The 20,432-nt window shown below is 32.2% G+C and carries 14 protein-coding genes and 4 pseudogenes; 5 read left to right on the plus strand and 13 right to left on the minus strand.

Annotated elements, in window-relative coordinates:
• Positions 1-431: 431 nt before the first annotated feature.
• Both H131_RS20230 and H131_RS20235 read right to left on the minus strand, forming a co-directional pair.
• Positions 432-1,605, minus strand: a pseudogene (locus H131_RS20230) (hypothetical protein).
• A 138-nt stretch (positions 1,606-1,743) separates the two neighbouring features.
• Positions 1,744-2,082, minus strand: coding sequence for a hypothetical protein (locus H131_RS20235; protein WP_010860989.1), 339 nt, complete (start codon positions 2,080-2,082; stop codon positions 1,744-1,746).
• Between the two features lie 895 nt (positions 2,083-2,977).
• On the opposite strand from H131_RS20235, the gene H131_RS20240 reads away from it, so the two are divergent.
• Together H131_RS20240 and H131_RS20245 are read left to right on the plus strand one after the other, a co-directional pair.
• Complete coding sequence (locus H131_RS20240; protein WP_010860990.1) at positions 2,978-3,283, plus strand: PadR family transcriptional regulator; 306 nt, start codon at positions 2,978-2,980, stop codon at positions 3,281-3,283.
• A complete protein-coding gene (locus H131_RS20245) occupies positions 3,280-3,723 on the plus strand; it encodes a hypothetical protein (protein WP_036132183.1) in 444 nt (147 codons plus the stop codon). Before H131_RS20240 ends, H131_RS20245 begins: the two co-directional genes overlap by 4 nt.
• A 462-nt stretch (positions 3,724-4,185) precedes the next feature.
• Here the strand turns inward: H131_RS20245 and H131_RS20250 are convergent.
• The 4 genes and pseudogenes from H131_RS20250 to H131_RS26185 all read right to left on the minus strand — a co-directional run bounded on the left by H131_RS20250 (position 4,186) and on the right by H131_RS26185 (position 8,099).
• A pseudogene (locus H131_RS20250) lies at positions 4,186-4,812 on the minus strand (class I SAM-dependent methyltransferase).
• A gap of 536 nt (positions 4,813-5,348) precedes the next feature.
• A complete protein-coding gene (locus tag H131_RS20255; protein ID WP_036132186.1) occupies positions 5,349-5,990 on the minus strand; it encodes a hypothetical protein in 642 nt (213 codons plus the stop codon).
• A 989-nt stretch (positions 5,991-6,979) separates the two neighbouring features.
• Positions 6,980-7,804, minus strand: coding sequence for an MBL fold metallo-hydrolase (locus H131_RS20265; RefSeq protein ID WP_010860997.1), 825 nt, complete (start codon positions 7,802-7,804; stop codon positions 6,980-6,982).
• A gap of 172 nt (positions 7,805-7,976) precedes the next feature.
• Positions 7,977-8,099: a helix-turn-helix domain-containing protein gene (locus tag H131_RS26185; RefSeq protein ID WP_419185169.1), complete on the minus strand. Its 123-nt coding sequence runs from the start codon at positions 8,097-8,099 to the stop codon at positions 7,977-7,979.
• Positions 8,100-8,572: 473 nt separating this feature from the next.
• Between H131_RS26185 and H131_RS20270 the strand changes: the two genes are divergently transcribed.
• Entirely contained in the window at positions 8,573-8,788 is a 216-nt protein-coding gene (locus H131_RS20270; protein WP_010860998.1) for a DUF3923 family protein, read from the plus strand.
• A 466-nt stretch (positions 8,789-9,254) separates the two neighbouring features.
• Here the strand turns inward: H131_RS20270 and H131_RS20275 are convergent, their stop codons facing one another.
• From H131_RS20275 to H131_RS20300, 6 genes and pseudogenes are all read right to left on the minus strand, one after another.
• Positions 9,255-10,733, minus strand: coding sequence for an Lsa family ABC-F type ribosomal protection protein (locus H131_RS20275; RefSeq protein ID WP_010860999.1), 1,479 nt, complete (start codon positions 10,731-10,733; stop codon positions 9,255-9,257).
• A gap of 487 nt (positions 10,734-11,220) precedes the next feature.
• A pseudogene (locus H131_RS23990) lies at positions 11,221-11,390 on the minus strand (23S rRNA (adenine(2503)-C(8))-methyltransferase ClbB); the annotation flags it as partial.
• Positions 11,391-11,462: 72 nt separating this feature from the next.
• Entirely contained in the window at positions 11,463-11,921 is a 459-nt protein-coding gene (locus H131_RS20280) for an SRPBCC domain-containing protein (protein ID WP_010861000.1), read from the minus strand.
• Positions 11,922-12,380: 459 nt separating this feature from the next.
• Positions 12,381-13,232, minus strand: a complete 852-nt coding sequence (locus H131_RS20290) for a leucine-rich repeat domain-containing protein (RefSeq protein ID WP_010861002.1) — start codon at positions 13,230-13,232, stop codon at positions 12,381-12,383.
• Between the two features lie 412 nt (positions 13,233-13,644).
• A pseudogene (locus tag H131_RS20295) lies at positions 13,645-14,124 on the minus strand (bclA protein); the annotation flags it as partial.
• Positions 14,125-14,483: 359 nt separating this feature from the next.
• On the minus strand, positions 14,484-14,960 hold the full coding sequence (locus tag H131_RS20300; protein ID WP_010861004.1) for a GNAT family N-acetyltransferase: 477 nt from the start codon (positions 14,958-14,960) through the stop codon (positions 14,484-14,486).
• Positions 14,961-16,751: 1,791 nt separating this feature from the next.
• Between H131_RS20300 and H131_RS25590 the strand changes: the two genes are divergently transcribed.
• Both H131_RS25590 and H131_RS20320 read left to right on the plus strand, forming a co-directional pair.
• Positions 16,752-17,795 (plus strand): Ig-like domain-containing protein, encoded by a 1,044-nt coding sequence (locus tag H131_RS25590; RefSeq protein ID WP_010861006.1) that lies wholly within the window; start codon positions 16,752-16,754, stop codon positions 17,793-17,795.
• 354 nt (positions 17,796-18,149) lie between these two features.
• Complete coding sequence (locus tag H131_RS20320; RefSeq protein WP_010861008.1) at positions 18,150-19,574, plus strand: VanZ family protein; 1,425 nt, start codon at positions 18,150-18,152, stop codon at positions 19,572-19,574.
• A gap of 411 nt (positions 19,575-19,985) precedes the next feature.
• Here H131_RS20320 and H131_RS20325 read toward each other — a convergent pair whose 3' ends face one another.
• Entirely contained in the window at positions 19,986-20,222 is a 237-nt protein-coding gene (locus H131_RS20325; protein WP_155242508.1) for a M15 family metallopeptidase domain-containing protein, read from the minus strand.
• Between the last annotated feature and the right edge of the window lie 210 nt (positions 20,223-20,432).

Below are 20,432 nucleotides of genomic sequence, written 5' to 3' on the forward strand. Positions count from 1 at the left end.
AAATTCATTTGTTTTTGTTTCTAAATAACCGCTCCCATCTCTAGCATATTCAATTCCTGGAGCAAAGAGCTCCAACAAATACACCGAACCAACTAACATTAAGTAATAATTTTTTAGAATAATGCCATGTAATCCATCACGGCTGCTTAAATTTGGATTTACGATATCGTTCCATAATTCTTATAGCTATGAAGCCTATTAAAACAGTGACAGCCATTTCTAAGTCGTCCACACAATAGGAGATGAACGTACGATCCCTCCACTTGCGGCTACTATCTCTTTTTCTATTACATCACTTCTTTTTTTCGCATAATAAAAACCCTCCACAGATAATTGTGGAAGGCAAAAGACTTATTCTTTATGGAGGTGCAATTTAAATTTAGCCTACAGTTTTCAGGTGGGAGGGAGTAACCTTTATTACATTTTATTGACTACTCCACAGTACTACTGATTTTCACCAATTTTTCCCCTTGTTCTAAAAGGGATTCATAATCGTTGTTCAATTTAATTTCATTCATTCTGCTTTCAAATATAGAAGAATCATTTATTTTAAAGTAATCGTTTAAAATTTCGTATTGTGTCTTCCCTCGTTTAGTTGAACTATCTTCAATGGCTTCTTTCCATGGAATATTTGCTTTATCCATTATTAATTCAAGAGCTGAGCCAGTCTCATATCGTATATTTTTTTCTAAGAAGCTCGGAGATTCTGCCTGTCCGTTAGCAATGAAATTGAAAGCTTCCATAAAAGTAACATGATAAGGTTCTTCTTTCTTTGCAAGTACCGTAAGGGTCCCACCTGTTAATTTGCTATAACGATATTCTAAATATCGTGCAGAACCTTCCATCGCTTCTGCATTTGTTTCACCAACTAGTTGCGGCCATTTTTTGTAGCGATAATTACGCACAATGGTCCAATCATGTAACACTTGTTTTAAAGTTTCTGGATTATTATTTTCCATCGCCCTATCTAATAGCTTAAATTCCAATCCCATTAACGCATAATTTCCTTTATTTACAGGATAATCATTAATAGACTCTCCACCCTTTGCATCATATGTCCAACTTTTTTGTTTATAAGCATGAAAAGACTCATGTAATAAAAAAGAAGAAAAATCTAAGTATACTTCTGGATTTTCAAACATTTTAGGATAGTATTTCAAATAAAACACATCAGTATCTTTTATATTTAATTCCCCAAAATTCCAAGAAATCCATGTAGAAATAGTTCTAAGGTCAAAACTGCTAAGGCGATATACCTTAGGTAAATGTAAGGATTTTGGGACTTGAATCTCTTTTGCAAATATATTATTTTCCATTTCTTTCCCATTTAAGGCATAGACTTGTTTCCGTATAATTCCACCATCTTTATTCGTACGTATAAGAATTAAAGGTTTTTTTTCAAAATGATACTCTTGATTCCAAAGCTTTTCGCTAGAATCTTCAAAGTTTTTATATATGGTTGATAACTCTTGTAACATTCGTTGATCCGTTTCGTCCAACGAGACAAACTTCGTATGATAATTCTTATTGAAGATGATGTTAACTAAAATAATCACTACAAAAATTATTAATAGAGCCAAAAATATTTTTTAAAAATCTTTTCATACTAATCTCCTTTGTGTAATCCCCCTTAATAGATAACATAAATAACATTACCTCTTCTTTGAGCTAAGATTAGTAATGTGTTTTTTATGTACATAATATCCTTCTCATCCATGAGTCTAAATTGGAAGGTAATAATTCTTAGTTTTCCGATGTAATTTCAACTTGATAATTTTCAGAAGAATTTACAGTAGCGGAGATTTTCTTCTGCTCATTTCCAGTAACATATCCCTCTATATATATTTCAGGTGTCGCATACTCTCCTGAATAACTAATTTCATTAATCACAACATCAACATTTTTTTCTTTTTTAAAGTGTTCAATAGTTGCTAGTTCAGCTGATTCTTTTGTCTTTGGCCATGCTTCTTTACTGAATTCATCTGGCGTACCAAAATCCATAATAGCATACATCCATGCAGCCATAACCAATAACACAGCACTACCAAATACAAAAAAGAATCTTGATAATTTCGTTTTCATGAACATTCATTTCTCCATTCTAATCTAAATTTCAACCAACTTGTTAATTTTTTTTTCAAAAAGACCTCCTTAACTTAATATCGATATAATAAACAAAAATATATTTTAAGTCAATCATATTTTATCGCAAAACAATAAATAATTATTGTGAATAAGATTTCTTTAGATGTGTTTTATTTTTCATTTATTCATTTGCCTACTCATTAATATTTCTTCCACCTGTGTTTTCAAGGCTAAATTTGCATAACGAAACACATACTCATTGCCCGGACTTGTGAACTTCAAATCACTAAATACTCACTAACCTTTTCCCATTTAACGATCGTTATTTTTTTTTAGCCAGCACACTTTTAAGGTTGAAATAATCGTCGCGAATAGCTTTTTAATAACCGTTTAGAACCGGTAGATAAACCTTGCTCATTTTAAGTTTTCAATGACTTCATAATTACATTGCAACGATTGTATAGCTAAAGTCAATATTAAAAATTCATGTAATAGCTTGCGTTGTTCTCCATTAATCATATAACTTTACGTTCTCTATGAAGGGTTGAAATAATTGCAAAACATTATTGTATAGTAAAAGTACGCTTCATATATCTTGTAAAACAAAACGCTTGAAAAACGAATCTCCATACATACATCATGTTTAGAAATTGATTACGCTGCATTTCTATAATCAATTGCACTTTCAATAACTACACGCCATCAATAGAAACATTCGTTCTTTTTATATCATTAAAGAACAAATATTCTTTGTTTAACAATAAAAAAATACCAGGTTCAAAAATATTCTGCATTTTTATGATCTAACTATTGCATTAATTCAATATAACAATTACTATTACGTTATACGTTATATCGCCAAACGTAATAAAATTAGAAAAGGAGGTATTGTATGAAAAAGAAAGATAGATTTTCAGAGCCCTCATTGTTTGTTTTAATTAGTCTCGCGGAGAAAAATTGTCATGGCTACGCAATTATGGAAGATATAGAAAAGAATTATAATATTAAATTAGGTGCTGGGACTTTATATGGAGCAATTACACGTTTAGAAAAAGCAGGTTTTATCCAAGTGCTTGAATCAAATGATCGTAAAAAGCCTTACAAGCTAACAGATGCAGGACGTGAATATTTAAGTAACCAAATTAAAGAAATTCAAGAAATAACTGCATTGGGCGCAAAAAGGCTTGGGCTCATATGAAGTGGTTGATCTATTTGTATCCAAGAAGTTGGAGAAAACGATATGGCGATGAAATAACAGATCTACTAGAACAAACAGATTGGACATTCTTCATGACTATTGATTTACTGAGAGGTATAGTTGATGCTTGGATGAACGAAATAAATAAACGAGAAGTTTATGGTATTCGTATGAGCAACGTATTATTGCTTGTTGGTTTGCTTAATATACTTATTATTCTGCAATATATATCATTACGGGAGGTTATTTTAATGGAACAAGTTGCATTAATCATTGCTATGGTATCGTTTTTTGTAGCAGTATCTATTTTCATTGTAGATCTTTTTAAGGCTGGCATTCAAAGATCTTTCTCAGTCAAAACAAAATTATCGAAAATTGCTGTCAGTTTTATGGGCTTATATGGGCTGAGTTTTATAGTATTTTTGGTACTAGCAAACTAACTCAATTAAGTGATTCAAATATATGCGCACGTAATTTCTAATTTTTCTGAAAATATACATTTTATTTCTATTATGAAAATTCTTTTGTTTTAATTTTAAAACTAATGTTCCTGAAAAAATGACCAGCTCGACTAAATTAGCTTGCTGGTCTTTGCTGTTTAGGGAAGTTTTTTCTAATAAATAACTTCACCTGTATGATTAAAGGAATGTTTTCTCCTGGAGCATCCAATGCTGAAACATAAGTTCGATTTAAAATGTTTTCCTTGGCATTTTATTAGCTGGTTTAGTTTAAGTAGATTTATTCACAAACTTGTTTTTTTTTCACTTTTTTCCACTCATTTATTACAGGAATGCTACTAAGATTGTTACATAAAAAAAGCTTCCTATAATTTTAGGAGAGCCTTAGCATATCCATCCTATCTCCTAACAATTCACTGTTATAAACTTTTTGTATGATGATCTTTATAATTCTTTCTTACATTTTACAACTATAAATTTTATTGGAGGTTTATTTTTGATGTTCTTACTTGGCTCGTCAATTTCTGAAAACTCTACCAGTCCATATTTTCCAAATTCTTGTTTTATGGAGTCAGAATCAAAAAAAAACATTTTTACCTTCCATTATCTCGAAATAGTCTTTATCCAATTGTTTACCCTTACCAAACATTGGGGCTTTTTTTGAAACAGTTGTAAAAATCATATATCCATTTGTCTTTAACTATTATAGCAATCTTTAATAAACTTATTTCTCTCACGATTATTCAATAAGTGAATAAGTGCATAGCAAAATATACCGTCATAGAGTTTGTTATCAAACGGCATGTCAGTTACTGAACCATTAAAAATACTAGTATTAAGCCCATTTTGCCTCGCCAAATCAATCGCAGTTTTTGAAATCTCCATACCTGTAACATTTATTCCATTGCCAATAAAAACCTTTGCATTCCTACCATATCCAATACCTGATACAAGTATATCCTTAACATTCCTTTCAAGGAAAAAGTCCTTTGTTAAGATTGCGGAGTGTGTATCATCAAATTCCCACATCGTTTGTTTTTCTATAAAACTCGATTCCCAGAATTCCGTCATATCTCTTGGGCTACTATGTTGCTTGGCGTTTGTGTTTGTGTTTGAGTTTTATATTATAAAACAATCATATCAAAGCCATTATTTCTTTCTTCATTAGTAATAATCATTAACTTCCGCCTCAACATCATAGGTCTACGATTCTATGAAGCTACTACTCAGTTCTTGTATCAGTCAATCTCATTGTTAAATTTACCATTTTTCCTTCGATACTTCTTCCATGACTTCAAATCTTTCAACGCTTCTTCGCCTTTCATTTCAAGACGATTTCGCCAACGTCTTCATATTGCTTACATAATTAACGGATAGAAAAATGCCCCTGCTTTCGTAGATGAAGAATTTTTAATTTCAACTCAACTGGATGCTTAATTCGAACCCTAAAAAATACTCCCCTTAGATAACAGATTTTTATTTCTTAATCTGTCTACCTAATGGGGAGCATATCATAATTGAGTACCTGGTTATTTATTTTGATGAACTTAAATGTAATTCTTCAATATCTTTTTAAGGGCTTAATTGATATGCAGATTTCTAAAAATTTAATCACTTAAGAGAATTGTTAACACAGTACCCCACAAGAAAATCACGCCATAAAACAGTCTTTGTAATAAACCTGCTGGCAAAGGAAAGAAAAACAATAGAACGATAAGGATAAGAATAGTTATTAGTACAAACAAATTAAAATAGGTCCATCGCTTACCTTTAGTTAATGATTTTGCATAAATCCACAGTCCAAATAAAACGGTAATCATGCCTACTTGTGCTACTATAGAATGCCAAAATAAATCGATGTTAGCTGGTATAAAACCGGATACAATATTTCCTAAAGTAAAAATGAGAATAAATACTGTTGCCAATTTGTTTAACCAGGTCTTCGTTAGGTTCTGCGAAAGATACAAAACACCAACAGAAAATGTTAAGCCATTTACTATAAACAATACATTCATCCAAAAATGAAAAGGGGAACAAATTTCGTGAGGTGCAATTGAATACGTGTAATTACCACATGATGTCACTCCAAGATCACTCATAGCTTGGTTCATAATGTTATAAGGGGCAATTGAAGTCATAATAAAAAATGGTTCAATCACAAAATACAAACAAGTAGCAACCCAGCTTATTATTCCAACTTTTTTGGATATGTGTAACAAAAACTTTTCCCCCTCTATATAAGTGTGCATTTAATTGTAGCATATATTACCAATTGAATAATTATATATGAGGAATATGTATTATGACCGTACTGTGGCAACAAGAAATAATTCCACCAAAATAACAATGTATTTATCCAAATGGCTATTATTCACTAGCATATAATTCAGCATTTTTAATTTTGTAATTATAAACTTTGTCTTTATATTATTTATCAATATCCCCCTTATAAATAAATTCTCCATAAGGAAGTAGTTGCCTCGAAGAAATATTTACAAATTCACTCAAAACCTCATTTCCATTTTTATCAAACACTTCAACTTTGAAATAGCCATAGATATATTGATTCCCCCGATTAGAAATCTTTAGTTACCATTTATCTTCATTTTCCATAATTATAGGTTTACCAAACTTAACATTCTCCATAGCATATTCCTTTGCTTCTGCCATTTCTTTTTTTCTTGTTCTTCTTCTAATTTCTCTATTTCCTTTTCAAACTTGTACGATTGATATTCAGTAAAAAGTAAATTACCTGTGAATACAGCTATTATACCTATAACCGTTATACCAATGTACATGCCCATTTTCTTTATTTACTTATTTCTCCTTTTGTTCTATTTATTCTTAATTAATTATAGATTGTTACCTATACTTTTTCGATAAAAATATTATGCTGTCAAAAAAGCACACCAAATTAATGATGTGCTACTGCAATCTCACCATAACTATATACTAATATTTGTGAAAGCGTTACACTATACCAAACAACTAATTAATCAGTTATTCAACTAACGGTGCAGCCAATTTATTTAATTTTCTCAAACTTTTTATAAAGTTACCTGATTTTAGATGTTAGTCGCTTTTTGGCCGCCTAAAGGCTCCTGTTTTTAACAAAGACTGCCCCTAAAAAGGTGCTCTTTCTTCTATATACAACTACTCTATTTATAGACAAAAAATTAGACCACCCATCACAGAGTGGCCTTGTTATGAATTATTCAACTAAAAGCTCATCGTTAGTTTAAGTATTGAACAACTTACCCTCTAAAGCATTTATATACCTTATAGCTGAATTATGAACAGATTGTTTGGCATCCTTTTTAACAATACGGAGAAAAGCATCATATATTTGTTCAAAGTGTAGATTCTCTACTTGATTCAAGATTCGTTTTACTGTGTTAACAGGAAGAGGAATAAAATTTGGAAAACTATACATAAACGTCACCCAATTGCGATCAGCAACTACACGAATGATATCTCCAACAAATAATATGCCTTTTTGTTGATAACCATTTTTCCATTCTAGTATAGTGGCTCCTTTAAAATGACCACCTGCACGATAAAGAGTTAACCCATTCTGTAAAGTAAGTGATTCACCAGACCAAAAAATAATCTTGTCACTTGATCTTGTAATCCATTCTTTATCATCCTCATGTATATAAATAGTTGCATTAAAAGTTTCTGCCCACTCAACTTGACTTGAATAATAATGAGGATGAGATAATGCGATGGCATCAACCCCCCCTAGCTCCTCTATTTTGTCAATAGTTTCCTGATCAATATATGAAATACAATCCCATAACAAATTAAAACCCTGTTCTTGAATTAAATAAGCTGTTTGCCCAATTCCAAATGTTGGACTAGTAGTAATGCTAGATAGACCATCTTCTTCAAGATTAATATTATTTTTATAGATTTGAGAAGAAATCATTTTGTCCAAAGTTGTCCAAGTTTGCCCATTTACACTGACAAATTGCCTTTCTTCTGAGCATATAGTACATTGCTTTGGCACTTCAATAGAGATTTCATATTGTGCCCCACAAGTTTCACAAATATAGTAATTCAAAATTAACTCCCCCTAAATTAGTATTATTTTATTCTTTACTTCAAGTCATTACACACCTTATTTTACCAACAAAACCCTGAAAATTATTTACAACTTTAGGATGAAATTCATAATTATGTAGTTTATTGATTTTGTGAAAGCTATTATTTATTCTTTCATCAACTTTCCCTTTCTAGTTTTCACTGATGCCCAATGATTCTTTTTTCTTAATACTTCGATAAACCGTCTTTGTACTAATCTCCAGAGTTTCTGCGATGGTTCTCACTTTAAGGTGACACGCCCCTGGATGTTCCAATGAATGGCTAGCAGGCTTGAAAACAATCGCACGTTCTGATTCTGTTAAGTCATAGTATGAACTGCTATGTGGTCCTCCACACTCTTATCCATTTCTGTTACTGATTCAAATGTTGTATATTGTGCTAAGTATTCAAATGCCATCGTTTTCACCTCTCTTCCATTAACAACTTAGTAAACTACATGTACTGATCCGCCTTCTCTTATTTGTGCAGGTTGTCCGTCTACATCATCGAAATAAATATAACCGCCCCAGTAACCGTCAAACTGTCTTTCTCTACTTCCTAGGTTGTAACGGTCGCCATAGCGTTTCTGAAAATAAGAACGTACCTCAACTAGGAAATCAGTCTTAAGGCTGAGAGGTCTCACCGCCTAAAGATTGTTGCCAATAAAAAGAAATAGCATTACAATTACACCATTAAAGGAAAAAAAATCATTAATTAGAGCATTAAAGATAGAAAGAAGATGTTTATTATGAGAATAATTTGGTGGGCTATAAATATTGTGTGGCTAATCATTTTTGCGGTTGGAGCAATATTTATTGGGGTAAGGAAAGTTGATGCTGCAGGGGCAGTTCAAACTCCTGAAATCAGACTGGTATCATTCGCTATTTTGGGTATTGTATTTATAGGTGTTGTACTATTCCAACTGATTTTTCTTTATTTTGTTAGAAAAAGTACAACGCAATAACTTAACAAAAAGACCATCTCAACTGAACTGCACCCCAATTGTTAGACACTATTTCAATTGGAAGTGTAGTTCATCACGTTAAACAAGAAAACTTTTAGCTTTTCCTCTTTAAACCCTCATTTACCGCCCAATAATGATGATTGTGGACAAGGAGTTCTCGAACATTGTCAATATCAATCCAATCCATTTCCAGAGTCTTCTTTACCACTTGGATTATCTCTTATGATGAAGTAAATCAACATATAATCCCCAAATTATTAAAATAGATTTTATTATTTACCTATTGTTTGTTGTTCATCTAACCTGACCTGTTACGATAATAGGCACATAAATGAAAAAACATAAATAAGGAAATAAAGAAGAAGACCACCCATCACGGAGTGGTCTTCTTAAAGCGTATTCAACTAATGCACCATATAGTTTAATACCTGATTTACTGATTATTTCTTCAATTTTTCATATTTAACTACATATATATAGTTTTTGTTGCAACTGTTTGTTGAAATGCCTGATCATGCTCAACAATAACCATTGTGGGATTAAATCTTTGAATAAGCTCTTCAATCTGCATGCGCGAATAAATATCAATAAAATTTAACGGTTCATCCCAAATATATAAATGAGCTTTTTCACATAAACTTTTTGCTATAAGCAGCTTTTTCTTTTGTCCACCAGAATAATGAGATATATCTTTCTCAAATTGAATTCGGTCAAAATCCATCTTACGTAGGATGGATTTAAATAACGTTTCATCAATCTCATGCTCTTCAATAAAGTCTGATAGCAGTCCCTTCAAATGAGAAGTATCTTGTTGGACATAGGAAATAATGATTCCTGAACCTAAATTTATTGAGCCAGTATGCTGTATCGGATCTCCTAGAATTAGTTTTAGGATACTACTTTTTCCGCTTCCATTCTTTCCATCAAGTATAATTCGGTCACCTTGTTCAACTTTAAAGCTAATTGGCTTATTCACTATTTGGTCATCGTACTTAACGGACAAATCAGCCAAAACAATCAATTCATTTGAATGAAATTCCAATGGTCCTAATTTTAATGATTCAGTTTTTTCCACATTTTTTAGCAGTTTTGACTTTTCCTCAATAGCTTTTTGTTGCCTTGATTCAAGGTTCTTTGCTCTCTTCATCATCTTTGCCGCTTTATGTCCTACAAACCCCTTATCCAACTTAGAACCCGAATTCGTTGCCCCATTTTTGGAAGCTTCCACTTGATTAGACCAACCTGCTGAACGCTTTGAAGACTGTTTTAATCTTCCTATGTCTCTTTGTAGACGCTGATTTGTTGCCTCTTCGTGTTCCTGCTGTCGATCAAAATTTAACTTCCAAGTTGAATAGTTACCACTTTGAACTTCAATATTTGCTCTATTTATAGATAAGATATGGTCAACGCATCCATCTAAAAAGATTCTGTCATGTGAAATTAAAATAAACCCTTTTTTCTTCCTTAGATAATCAGAGACCATCTTACGTGCATCAGTGTCTAGATGATTGGTTGGCTCATCAATTAAAAGAAATTGATTCTCAGTCAAAAAAAGTGCAGCAAGCAACACCTTTGTTTGTTCTCCATTTGATAATGTTTTAAATGGTCGGTACATGACCTCGGCATCAACATTTAGATAGGATATTTCACGAAGAAATTCCCAATCTTCTGCTTGAGGGCAAATTTCTTCAAAAATTTCATAAGTATACTTGTTTTTATCTGCAACATGATACGGGAAATAATTAAATTCTACTGAAGAAGTAATTTTCCCACTATAGTCATAATTCCCTAATAATAAATTAAAGAATGTTGTTTTACCTCGCCCATTTCTACCAATAAATCCAAGTTTCCAATCCGTATCTATTTGAAAGTTTACCCCTTCAAAAATATTGTCAAAGCTACCTGGATAAGAAAAAGTTAAATCTTGAACTTTTATCATTGACATGATAATTCCTCCTTTGTATATCAACACTTTTTACTTTTTATACAAAGTCGGTACATCCATCTATTGTAAACTTCTCCGTATAAGTTTGATGGATATTAACGACTTATACGGAGTATTACATGCGTAACAATAGTGTCTGAATTGCTCATTTTTCTCTCTCCTTTATTTATTAGATTAAAGTTACAGATTAAAATAATGAATTTTAATCATGAGAGAATAAAAATCCTCCCAATTTGTCATTGGAAGGATTAGTCTTTCACTTATACTAAATAAGTTCTTTTTTGCCATTGGAATCATGACAAATAAAGTTTAAACTGATTTATAAAAATGGACAGACTAATCCTATATTTTGTAGTTTGAAGTTATTCATTTCAAATAAAAATATAGTTTAGTTAATCATTGTCCATCCATCAGTCCTCTCATAATTGTAATTTCATATTAACAAATTTTTTTCTGGAATACAATTCAGCATCATTTTCACCTCAAATTACTGCTTGTTGCTCTTTTGATAATTTCCGTACAATCGACCACAAGCAGCATCTAAATCAATTCCAAATTGACTTCTAATGGTCACATTATACCTGATGATTTTAATTTTTTGCAAAAATTAACAACATGACCTTCATCAACTTCACCAAACCTTAAAGGAGAACTGACAAAATCTTAAAATACCAATTAGTTAAGGAGTTGTGCTCTACTACTCCTTCTGTTAAATCATTTGTAATGGACCTATGAACCTTCACCAAAGTCTAGAGTACTTCCTGTTTCTACTAAAGTCTTTGTATTATTTAAAATCATCCACCAAGCTTTGTCGCTGTTCTCATAAGTGGAATCTGCTTCTTTCCACTGGTCATGAATGAGTGTCAATTTCGTGCATGAACCAGTAGGCTCTAAAAGATAAGAAATCCTTGACTCGTATGCATGATCATCTTTTATATAAGACTTTCCAGGATAGTGAGTAAATCGAAGTAACTGATTTGGTTCATATTCCAATACGTTTCCGTATACATGCACCGTTTCATCTCCATCTACGCCAGGACCGACATACTCCAAGAGATCGCCCACTTGAAATGTAGATTTAATGACGGACCCATAATAAATTTGTTTTGTACCCTCAGGAGAGATAAGTGCCTTCCAAACTTCCTCTGGTGTACCTGCAATATAAAATTGATACTTCAAATTCTTCATGATTTTTATGCCTCCTAAAAATTTAATTTGGAACATGTACATTATAAAAAAACTTCACTGACAAGTACGGTCAGTGAAGTGAAGTATTTTGATAATGATTGAATAATTCAAAGCTGATAGTTGCCAATTTTTCTTGTAATAAAGTTGGTTTCAAAATGGTGATAGATTTACCATAGGGGAGAAGAAAGTAAGGTACAAAAGCAATAAATAGACTCTTTATCAACCTTAAAAAGAGCTTTGTTTTTTCGTTCGATTAAAGCATGACTAAATAACCAATGCTGACATATTACCTTTCCAATAAAAAGACCATAAGGATCAATATGGCGTGATTGCGGTTCTGTTTCCCTATTTTATGATAAATAATAAATAACCTATAACTTTCGGCAACAGAAATTTCTAAATCTTGAAGAATAGATTTCAAAGACGGTTCGACAATTAGTTTAAGTGCTTTTAAAACAATTATAAATAAATAATACACCCTTTTTCTTCTAATTCACCTAACCACTTTGGTACGTTTAATTGGTGGTTCCATCTAAGATCCAGACGTTCTAACCCCTTAATTTCCAGCAATGATTTTGGTAAGTCCGTTAGCATATTACTTCTTAGATCAATTTCTAATAAATTCTTCAATTGTCCAAGCTCTTCAGGCAATGTGGTTAATTGATTATGTCTCAAATTTAATCGTCTCAACCTTAAACATTTATGTAACGATTGAGGTATTTCTTTTAATTGATTATCTTCCATATCTAAAACACGTAATAACGACAATTCCCCTAAATTTACTGGAAGAGTTGTGATTTGATTATTTTTTAAATGTAATTCCTTCAAGTTACTTAATCCACTAATACTGTACGGCAACTCTTTTAATTGATTATTCATTACACGCAGTTCTATAAGATTGCTCAAATGTCCAAGTTCTTCAGGTAATTTCATTAATTGATTATCACTTAGATTTAAATATTTCACTTTGACTAGCTTAGAGATTTCAGGTGGAATGGATTGTAATTTATTATTATGAAGGTATAAATAATCCTCCATATTATGAAGGGAGCCAATTTCAGGTGGAAGAACGTCAATCTCATTATGCCCTGCATCCAGCATTTTAAGTTCTGTTAAATTCTCTATTTCAGCAGGCATTTTACTAATCTTATTAACAGATATATTCAAAACTTTTAATCTGTTCATTTTATAAATTTCTGAAGGAATTGTTGTTAACTTATTATCAAAAAGGTTTAAATTTGTTATTTCTTTTATGTGTACACCTAAATTAGGTAAAGAGTCTAATTTCATATGAGGAAAATTTAATTTCATTTGTCTGCCTCCTTTTTTGAAAATACAATCTTAACATAATTCAATGCTCTATCTACAATTTTAATATCTTTGCTAAACTAAAAATGCTGCTCCGTAAGTTTAATATTACCTCAAATCAGAGTCATTTGGATAACTATTTCCATTTACCATTCCAGCCAATTAGATGACTACATAAGTAAAACCACCCTTCACGAGTGGTCTTGTTTTGAATAAATCTTCTGCTAAATAAGAATGTGCGTTTGTGATGATTTTAATTTTTTATAAAGGAAAACTGACTAATAACAAATATTGCAAGAGTTATAAATGTAAAATTATCGTTACCATCTTTAGAAGCCAAAACAACCCTTGAACATCGCTTTCTAATTTTTAATAACCACTTTCTCACTAATATTTTTTTAACATCATCCCTTATTCAATTAGTCTGCCCTACAGCTACAATTTTACAAGTTGAAATTGCAAATCTAACGATTGTATCAGGACTTATTGGTAGAGTACCTAACACTATGCCAAGACCTATTTGTTCTACGTTAAAATCTGCTGCAATAGAACCATTACTTGCTAAAAGATTCACAGTGGAACCAATAAGTGTATTCAACAATTTTCTAATTGGTCGTTCACGACAATCACATTCGCACCCAGAATCAACAGGTGGCATCAAGTTGATAGTAGGTCCCGGCAATAAGAATCCTACCCCTGTTACATCAGAAATATTTACCTCATAGGTTGTCGTTCCATCTGTAACAGTAACTAAAAAATCATTCACATCAATAATAGTGAATAAAAAAAAGAGAGGAGGTACATTTGGTGCATCTGCAATAGTGCCAAGAATTACAGTTTGCCCAACAAGTTGTTGTAAGACGGACTGAAGTGGAAAAACACAACAGTCACAAAGACTCAAACAAGGGGCGCTTGGAGGAGGGCATATAGTTTTCACCGACGGACAACATTCATTAATCACTCTAACTATTTTTCTTTTTTTAGAAATGTTTTCACCCCATCAATTCTTATTCTTATAAAATATGTTTTTAAGCAATATTAAATTGGATTAAACCCTAATAAGCCAAATCTTTAATGATGGTTCACATTACACTATTGATTGTGGAAAACTATCACGCTCAATTAGCCAAATGTATAGCAGCTCAGAACGCTCGCTAGTTGTTTTGTCCTCCACAAATAATTTTACAAATGAAAAACCACCCATCATGAAGTGGTCTTCTATGGCTTATTTAACTCAAGTACCTGTTAGTTCACTCATAACACTATCTTTTTAACCATTTGATAATTAGTTAATTTAACACCTTTTCGTTCTACGGTTTGTAAACAAACTGTTTTATACCCTCGACGTTCAAAAAATGGCTTAGCAGTAATACTAGCTTCCGTGTCAATTTCTAAAATCTTTATTTTTTTTGCTTCAGATTCAAGCGAATTAACTAGAGCTGAAGCTATACCTTGTCCTTGATAATCTTTATGAACATACAGTCTATCTAAGTGTCCATTAAGCGTTAAATCGATAAAACCAACTACTTTATCATTTACTTTTGCAACAAGTGTTATATTTTGACCCAATGATTTTTTCCACGATTTCGTTTTAAATTCTTTTTCATCTTTTGGTGCCCAAATATCTAAATGTTCTTGCGAATAATCTTTCAAATTAACTGAATGAACTGTTTCGTAAAATAAAGAAACAATTTCTTCAGTATCAGTTTCCTTAAATTTTATAATAATCATTTTTTAATGTACCTCTCTATATATTAGAATAAGTATATTTTATTATTAAACCTTTTCTTCAACTAACCTGCCCCATGCATTGAAGAAAAAAATAAGAGCTGTTTTAACAGCTCAATGCTCTCCAAGTAAAGCCTTTGTTGATTTAAATGTAAATTTTCACAAAAACCTTGCTTGTTTGATGGTATTTTCTTTAGGTTGGTTATAGCAGTTACTTTTGTGGACAAATTCTTTAGTCATTCCACAGTGTAAACATATAAACCTTCTTGTAATTCCGGTTCCATAAGACACGCCTTATTTTAGATAAATTGATAATATTATAAAAATGATAGTAAATCCTTCTTCCACTATCCTCCGTTTCGTTCTTAGCTCCAATGAAGTCAGGTTCACTATGAAACTGAGCAGCCAATACAATCAAACAGCATCACTTGGCTGTTAAAATAGACACTGTGAACATTAATAAAATTAATACCTTTTTTAAAGGTAATCCTTCTTCCTTGCCCTTTATACACAGTTTAAAATGAATCACGGTATTAAAATCCCGTATTTACCATTTTTTAAAAATTAAACAATTTACTCACAAAGTATCCACTTTTCACGATACCCCCTTTCATTGCTAATAGATCCTCCGGTACATCATGCAATAATCCATTATATTATCTTTCTTATAGTTTTTGTCTGGAATACAAGCGTCCCGCCTCCATTTGATTTCTTTATTGTTTAATTTAAATAATTCATCATCCATACGGTTTCCTATCGCATCCTTCCTTTTTGGGCTATTAACAGAATTATTGCACTTCATTGATTCGGCTCCCTTCAGGCTAACCTGTAAGACCAGGCGGTTGTAAAATCTTAATTGTCTTTTCTGCTTTTTTCTTCACTTGGCGTTTCGTTATATTGTTACGAAACACTTTTGTAAGGCTTCATGAAAAACGTTGCCATCTATAAAGGTGAAATCAGTATATAGCGATTTGCACTCATTAACTCTTGTACAGTGAAGTTAATTTTCTTCGTCTAATATATTCCATAATAGACATATCCGTTGAAAATAAAACAAAGATGTAAACTCAGCTAGTAAATATTATTCCAAATAATCTCTTTTTCTAATCTAACCTACTCAAAGCCCTCAGTCTTTGTTTATACATTAAAACATCCTGACTTTTTTATCCTGTCATTTAAAGCTATCTTTGGACTGGTGAAAAGAAGAGTCAGAACTTTATTGCGCCAAAAATACATATTTGTATTGGCTTAAAAATTTATACTTTTTCACGCCTTATTCTTAGTTGCAATTATTCTAATCCTCCCATATGAAATATGAAGCGAATTTTATCTAAGAGAACGAAACACAGATATAACTGAAAAAGAATTAAAGAAGAAAAAGCCTAACAGAAAAATCGGAAAGTACAATTATTGACGCTATAAAAGAAAAAATAATAAAAAAGAATAACGAATCGTATTTATAGTTGAAGATGCCAAACTTTTAAAAATCATATTAAATGCGGATGAAAGTTTGACGGTTAAGTCAAGCAAAAAAAGCATGTGGATAAAAACAGTGGATGCTCTAGAAGCAGTGCATTCCATCGATGAAATCAAGAAAGTGGTTATTATATGGATGTATCCAATGGTTGATACTTACAGAAATACTGAAGCGTTAGAGGTTATCAAATGAGTGGCTTTTTAATTATCAAAAATAAACGATTTTTATTATGGTAAAAAAATCTTTTTTTGGTTAAAGTTGTTTTTGTAGGTTATTCTAAAAAATTGCCTTACTCAATTTTAAAGGAGGATACATAAGTGATTAAGTTAATCAAACATAGTATTATTTCTATAGCAATAATACTGCTAGCACTAGTGAGCTTTAGTGTTGAAAAAGCGCAGGCTGAAGATGGATATTCAGAAAATTTAATACCTAAAATGACTTCGGATGAATCAGGGTTTGGTAAAGCATCATCTTCAAGTAACCATGTTGAAACACCAAGTTGGAAAGCATTTGATGGTATAGAATACTATAATAGTGGTGGTGCAAACTATGCTTGGGGAACGCTCGAAAAAACTGGATGGTTAGCCTATGAATTCTCAAGTCCAAAAGCAATTAGTAAATACGTAATGCATAATCAAGGAAGCTGGCCAGAACTTTTTCCAAATACCTGGACTTTTGAGGCTTGGGATGGTTCAAATTGGATAGTATTGGATTCTCATAGCAATGTTACAGTAGACGACTGGAGAAAGAATCCGAAACAAAGCTTCACTTTTGAAAATTCTGGTTATTATAACAAGTACAGAGTTAACATTACACTTACTAACAGCAAATATCATGCAGTAAACACAGCAATATCTGAACTACAAATGATGGAAAAAATTTCAACACCATCAAAACCTGTATCAATAGCATTAGATAGAAATGTATTAGAACTTCTAGAAGGCAGTCAAGATAAGTTAATAGCAACGGTTACTCCCGATACTGCAACAGTAATATGGTCATCTAGTGATGAATCAATTGCTACTGTAGATCAAGATGGTAATGTAATGGCACTTCGCGAAGGTGAAGTGCTAATTACTGCAAAGATTGAAAACACCGATATTGCAGCTACTAGTACAGTGGTAGTAAAAAAACCAGCTAATGAGTTTTCAAGTGCTATTCTGAGTATCACTTTGATAGATGGTATAACAAAAGAATACGATGTAACTAATAAAGTTTTAAATGACTACTTAAATTGGTTTGATAGTGCACAAGGTACTTCAACATACAAATTTTCAAAAACTATCTCCCCTTATAAAAGGGTAACTGAATATATCGTACATGATAAGATTGCTTCATTTGAAGTAAGAGAATACTAAACATAAAAAGACCAGGTACTCACGTAAAAAGGGGCCCTGGTTATTTGTTTACTTCTTCAGGAACCTTATCAAAATTAAACCCTTTAAACGATACTATTTTTAACATTCCAGTGTTTGTTCTTTCGAGATACTGAACTTTACAATACAACTTTGACTCCAGCCATATCATATCGCGCTCTACCTTGGTTATAATTTGTTTGGCTATTTGGCGAAAAGCTTCCTTTTCTTCAGGTTTAACCAATATCTTAGTTTAACTAATTCAAATTCTTAAGAAATCTTCATAAAATTTCTCATTAATTATTAATAATTTCCATTTACAATAAAGTGAAATAAATTAGTTAGGAGCGTCTTATCTTGGGAGTTACAGAAATTATTAATAATATCCGGTATTTAATGTTGCCAGTAATCATTATTCTTGTAGTTGAGTTCTTACTTATCGCATTATATTACTTCTTTTATTATAGAAAACAACAAACAGACCGAAAAAAAATTCAAATAAAGAAACTTATTCTTGGCGCACTTTTCATAGGATATATTGTTTTTGTGTGTGAGCTAACTATTATTGGTCGTGGCACTTCACACTACTTGCAGATGAACCTTCATCCGTTCAGTGGTTATATTGATGCGTGGAAAAAATACTCTTTACGTGATCTACAAAATTGTATTTTTAATATATTAATGTTTGTTCCATTAGGCATTTTCTTGCCTTTAATTATCGCTAAAACTAAAGAGTTTAAGTGGCTTCTTCTTGTTGTTGTAAGTGCCACACTGTCTATTGAAACGTATCAGACACTTTCAGGAGCAGGGATTTTTGAGCTTGATGATTTAATTAACAATTCACTTGGTGGGATTATTGGATACCAGTTATACAGACTAGGAGCTTCCATTGCTCATCACAAAAAAGTAAAAATAAAAAGTCTGGTCGGAACCCTTTCTATACCTCTCTTGATGGGTTTGATTTTTCTTGGGATGAATATTATCTACGCCCAAAAGGAGTTTGGTCATCTAGCAATAAACGCGTATACAAAATCGAATATGTCAGGTGTTTCTTTATCAACTTCATTAGAATTAAGCCCATTACCCGCAGTTGCCCCAGTATATAAGAAAATGATTAATAATGTTGGAGCTGAAGCCCTGTTGCAAGAGAAATTAGGATTATCAGAGTTGAGTGCACAGGTTATTAGTGGTGATCGTGAGATTCTATTGGAAGATAAAGCAGGGGTCCCATATACGTTATTTATAAGTTCAGAGGGAAGTTGGTCATTATCAGATAATCTTTATACACCAGAGCAAACTTCATTAGCCGAGCAAGAACCAATGGTTGACAAGGCATTAGCAATGATGGACGAACTTTCTATACTACCCCAAGATGCAGAATTTACTGTATTAGAGAGTGGAGATTTTGAATGGAAGCTTCCAGATCGTACTGATTTAAGCAACGATTATTGGCATGGAGATTTAAGTCTTGGGCTTAAACCCGATGGCAGTGTTTATTCATTATCGTATAATCTTCATAAAAACCAATTTATACGGGAAGTGAACATCTTGTCATTTGCAGAGGTGTATGAGCGAATTAAGAATGGAGAATTTCCCCAAATAAAATATAATGCACTGGTAAAGGAAGAAGAACTTATTATAAAAAAAGGTGACCAACTTGATGTAGAATTAATTGAGCTTTCGTATATGTATGACACGAAAGATTTCTATCAGCCAGTATACAGAGTTTCTGGAACATTTAACGGAAAAAGTTGGTTCACCTTGATTCAAGCAAAAAAGTAGTCATATCGTTCGGTAGCCCACGTTTCAACCTGGCTTTGATGTTAAGTTGGGATTAGGTACATCTTAACCCTTTGTGCAGAAGGGAAAAGATGCACCTGAAATAGTATATCAATTCAGGAATCTAAAGAGTATCCAACAAATGGATTAAAAAGAAATATAATGCTAACGTCTTGAATAATATACATTTTTAACTAATAATCACCAAGTATTAAAATAATTCTAAACGATTTCAAGTTCGGCTAAAATAGCTTTGTTGGTCATTCATGCTATTTATTTCTAATTTGCTGAATAGTAATATACAAACCAATCAAACGATCAGTTGTCATCATGCCATACTGTAAATCCTTCACGTGTGAAACCTGATAATACCATCCTTTACCGCCTGGGCAATAAAGTTTTCAGTTTCAGTTTTCATAGCCAGTGAACCTGATTTGTATTTGTCACTTCGATTTCCTCCTTTTTGTCTTCCATAATTAATTGAACTTGTCCTCTACTATTATTCGGTACATTTATTTGTCCTTCTAACTTGTATCCCTTTGGCAGTAACCAATTAGCTTTTACTTCAAAATGCGGTCGGTCAATAGCGTTAGTCCAAGCATCTCTCCACTCGATGCCTATCTTCTTAGCAATAGACCCTACTGGATTCAATATAGTCCTCACACTGAACTGAGTGCAATCCACGTAACCAAGCACTCATCTATCCCATCCTCGAATCGTCTGAGAACGCCTGTCCTAGCCACGATTAGATAGCCTGTGTGATTGATTCCTCTGTTTCACTATTAACGCTCACAGATGCTATAGGCTCGTTAAATCTTCTAGGATATTGCTATGGTTACTCATGTTAGCTAACTAAAAGTT

The sequence above is a fragment of the Lysinibacillus sphaericus OT4b.31 genome, from assembly GCF_000392615.1.
Classification (GTDB): Bacteria; Bacillota; Bacilli; order Bacillales_A; family Planococcaceae; genus Lysinibacillus; species Lysinibacillus sphaericus_B.

Bases quoted from the DNA above. Each gene is read 5' to 3' on its own strand.
- H131_RS20280 (WP_010861000.1), bottom strand. From the start codon at position 11,921: ATGAAGAATTTGAAGTATCAATTTTATATTGCAGGTACACCAGAGGAA.
- H131_RS20300 (WP_010861004.1), bottom strand. From the start codon at position 14,960: ATGATTATTATAAAATTTAAGGAAACTGATACTGAAGAAATTGTTTCT.
- H131_RS20290 (WP_010861002.1), bottom strand. From the start codon at position 13,232: ATGAAATTAAATTTTCCTCATATGAAATTAGACTCTTTACCTAATTTA.
- H131_RS20240 (WP_010860990.1), top strand. From the start codon at position 2,978: ATGAAAAAGAAAGATAGATTTTCAGAGCCCTCATTGTTTGTTTTAATT.
- H131_RS20255 (WP_036132186.1), bottom strand. From the start codon at position 5,990: ATGCACACTTATATAGAGGGGGAAAAGTTTTTGTTACACATATCCAAA.
- H131_RS20235 (WP_010860989.1), bottom strand. From the start codon at position 2,082: ATGAAAACGAAATTATCAAGATTCTTTTTTGTATTTGGTAGTGCTGTG.
- H131_RS20270 (WP_010860998.1), top strand. From the start codon at position 8,573: ATGAGAATAATTTGGTGGGCTATAAATATTGTGTGGCTAATCATTTTT.
- H131_RS20245 (WP_036132183.1), top strand. From the start codon at position 3,280: ATGAAGTGGTTGATCTATTTGTATCCAAGAAGTTGGAGAAAACGATAT.
- H131_RS20275 (WP_010860999.1), bottom strand. From the start codon at position 10,733: ATGTCAATGATAAAAGTTCAAGATTTAACTTTTTCTTATCCAGGTAGC.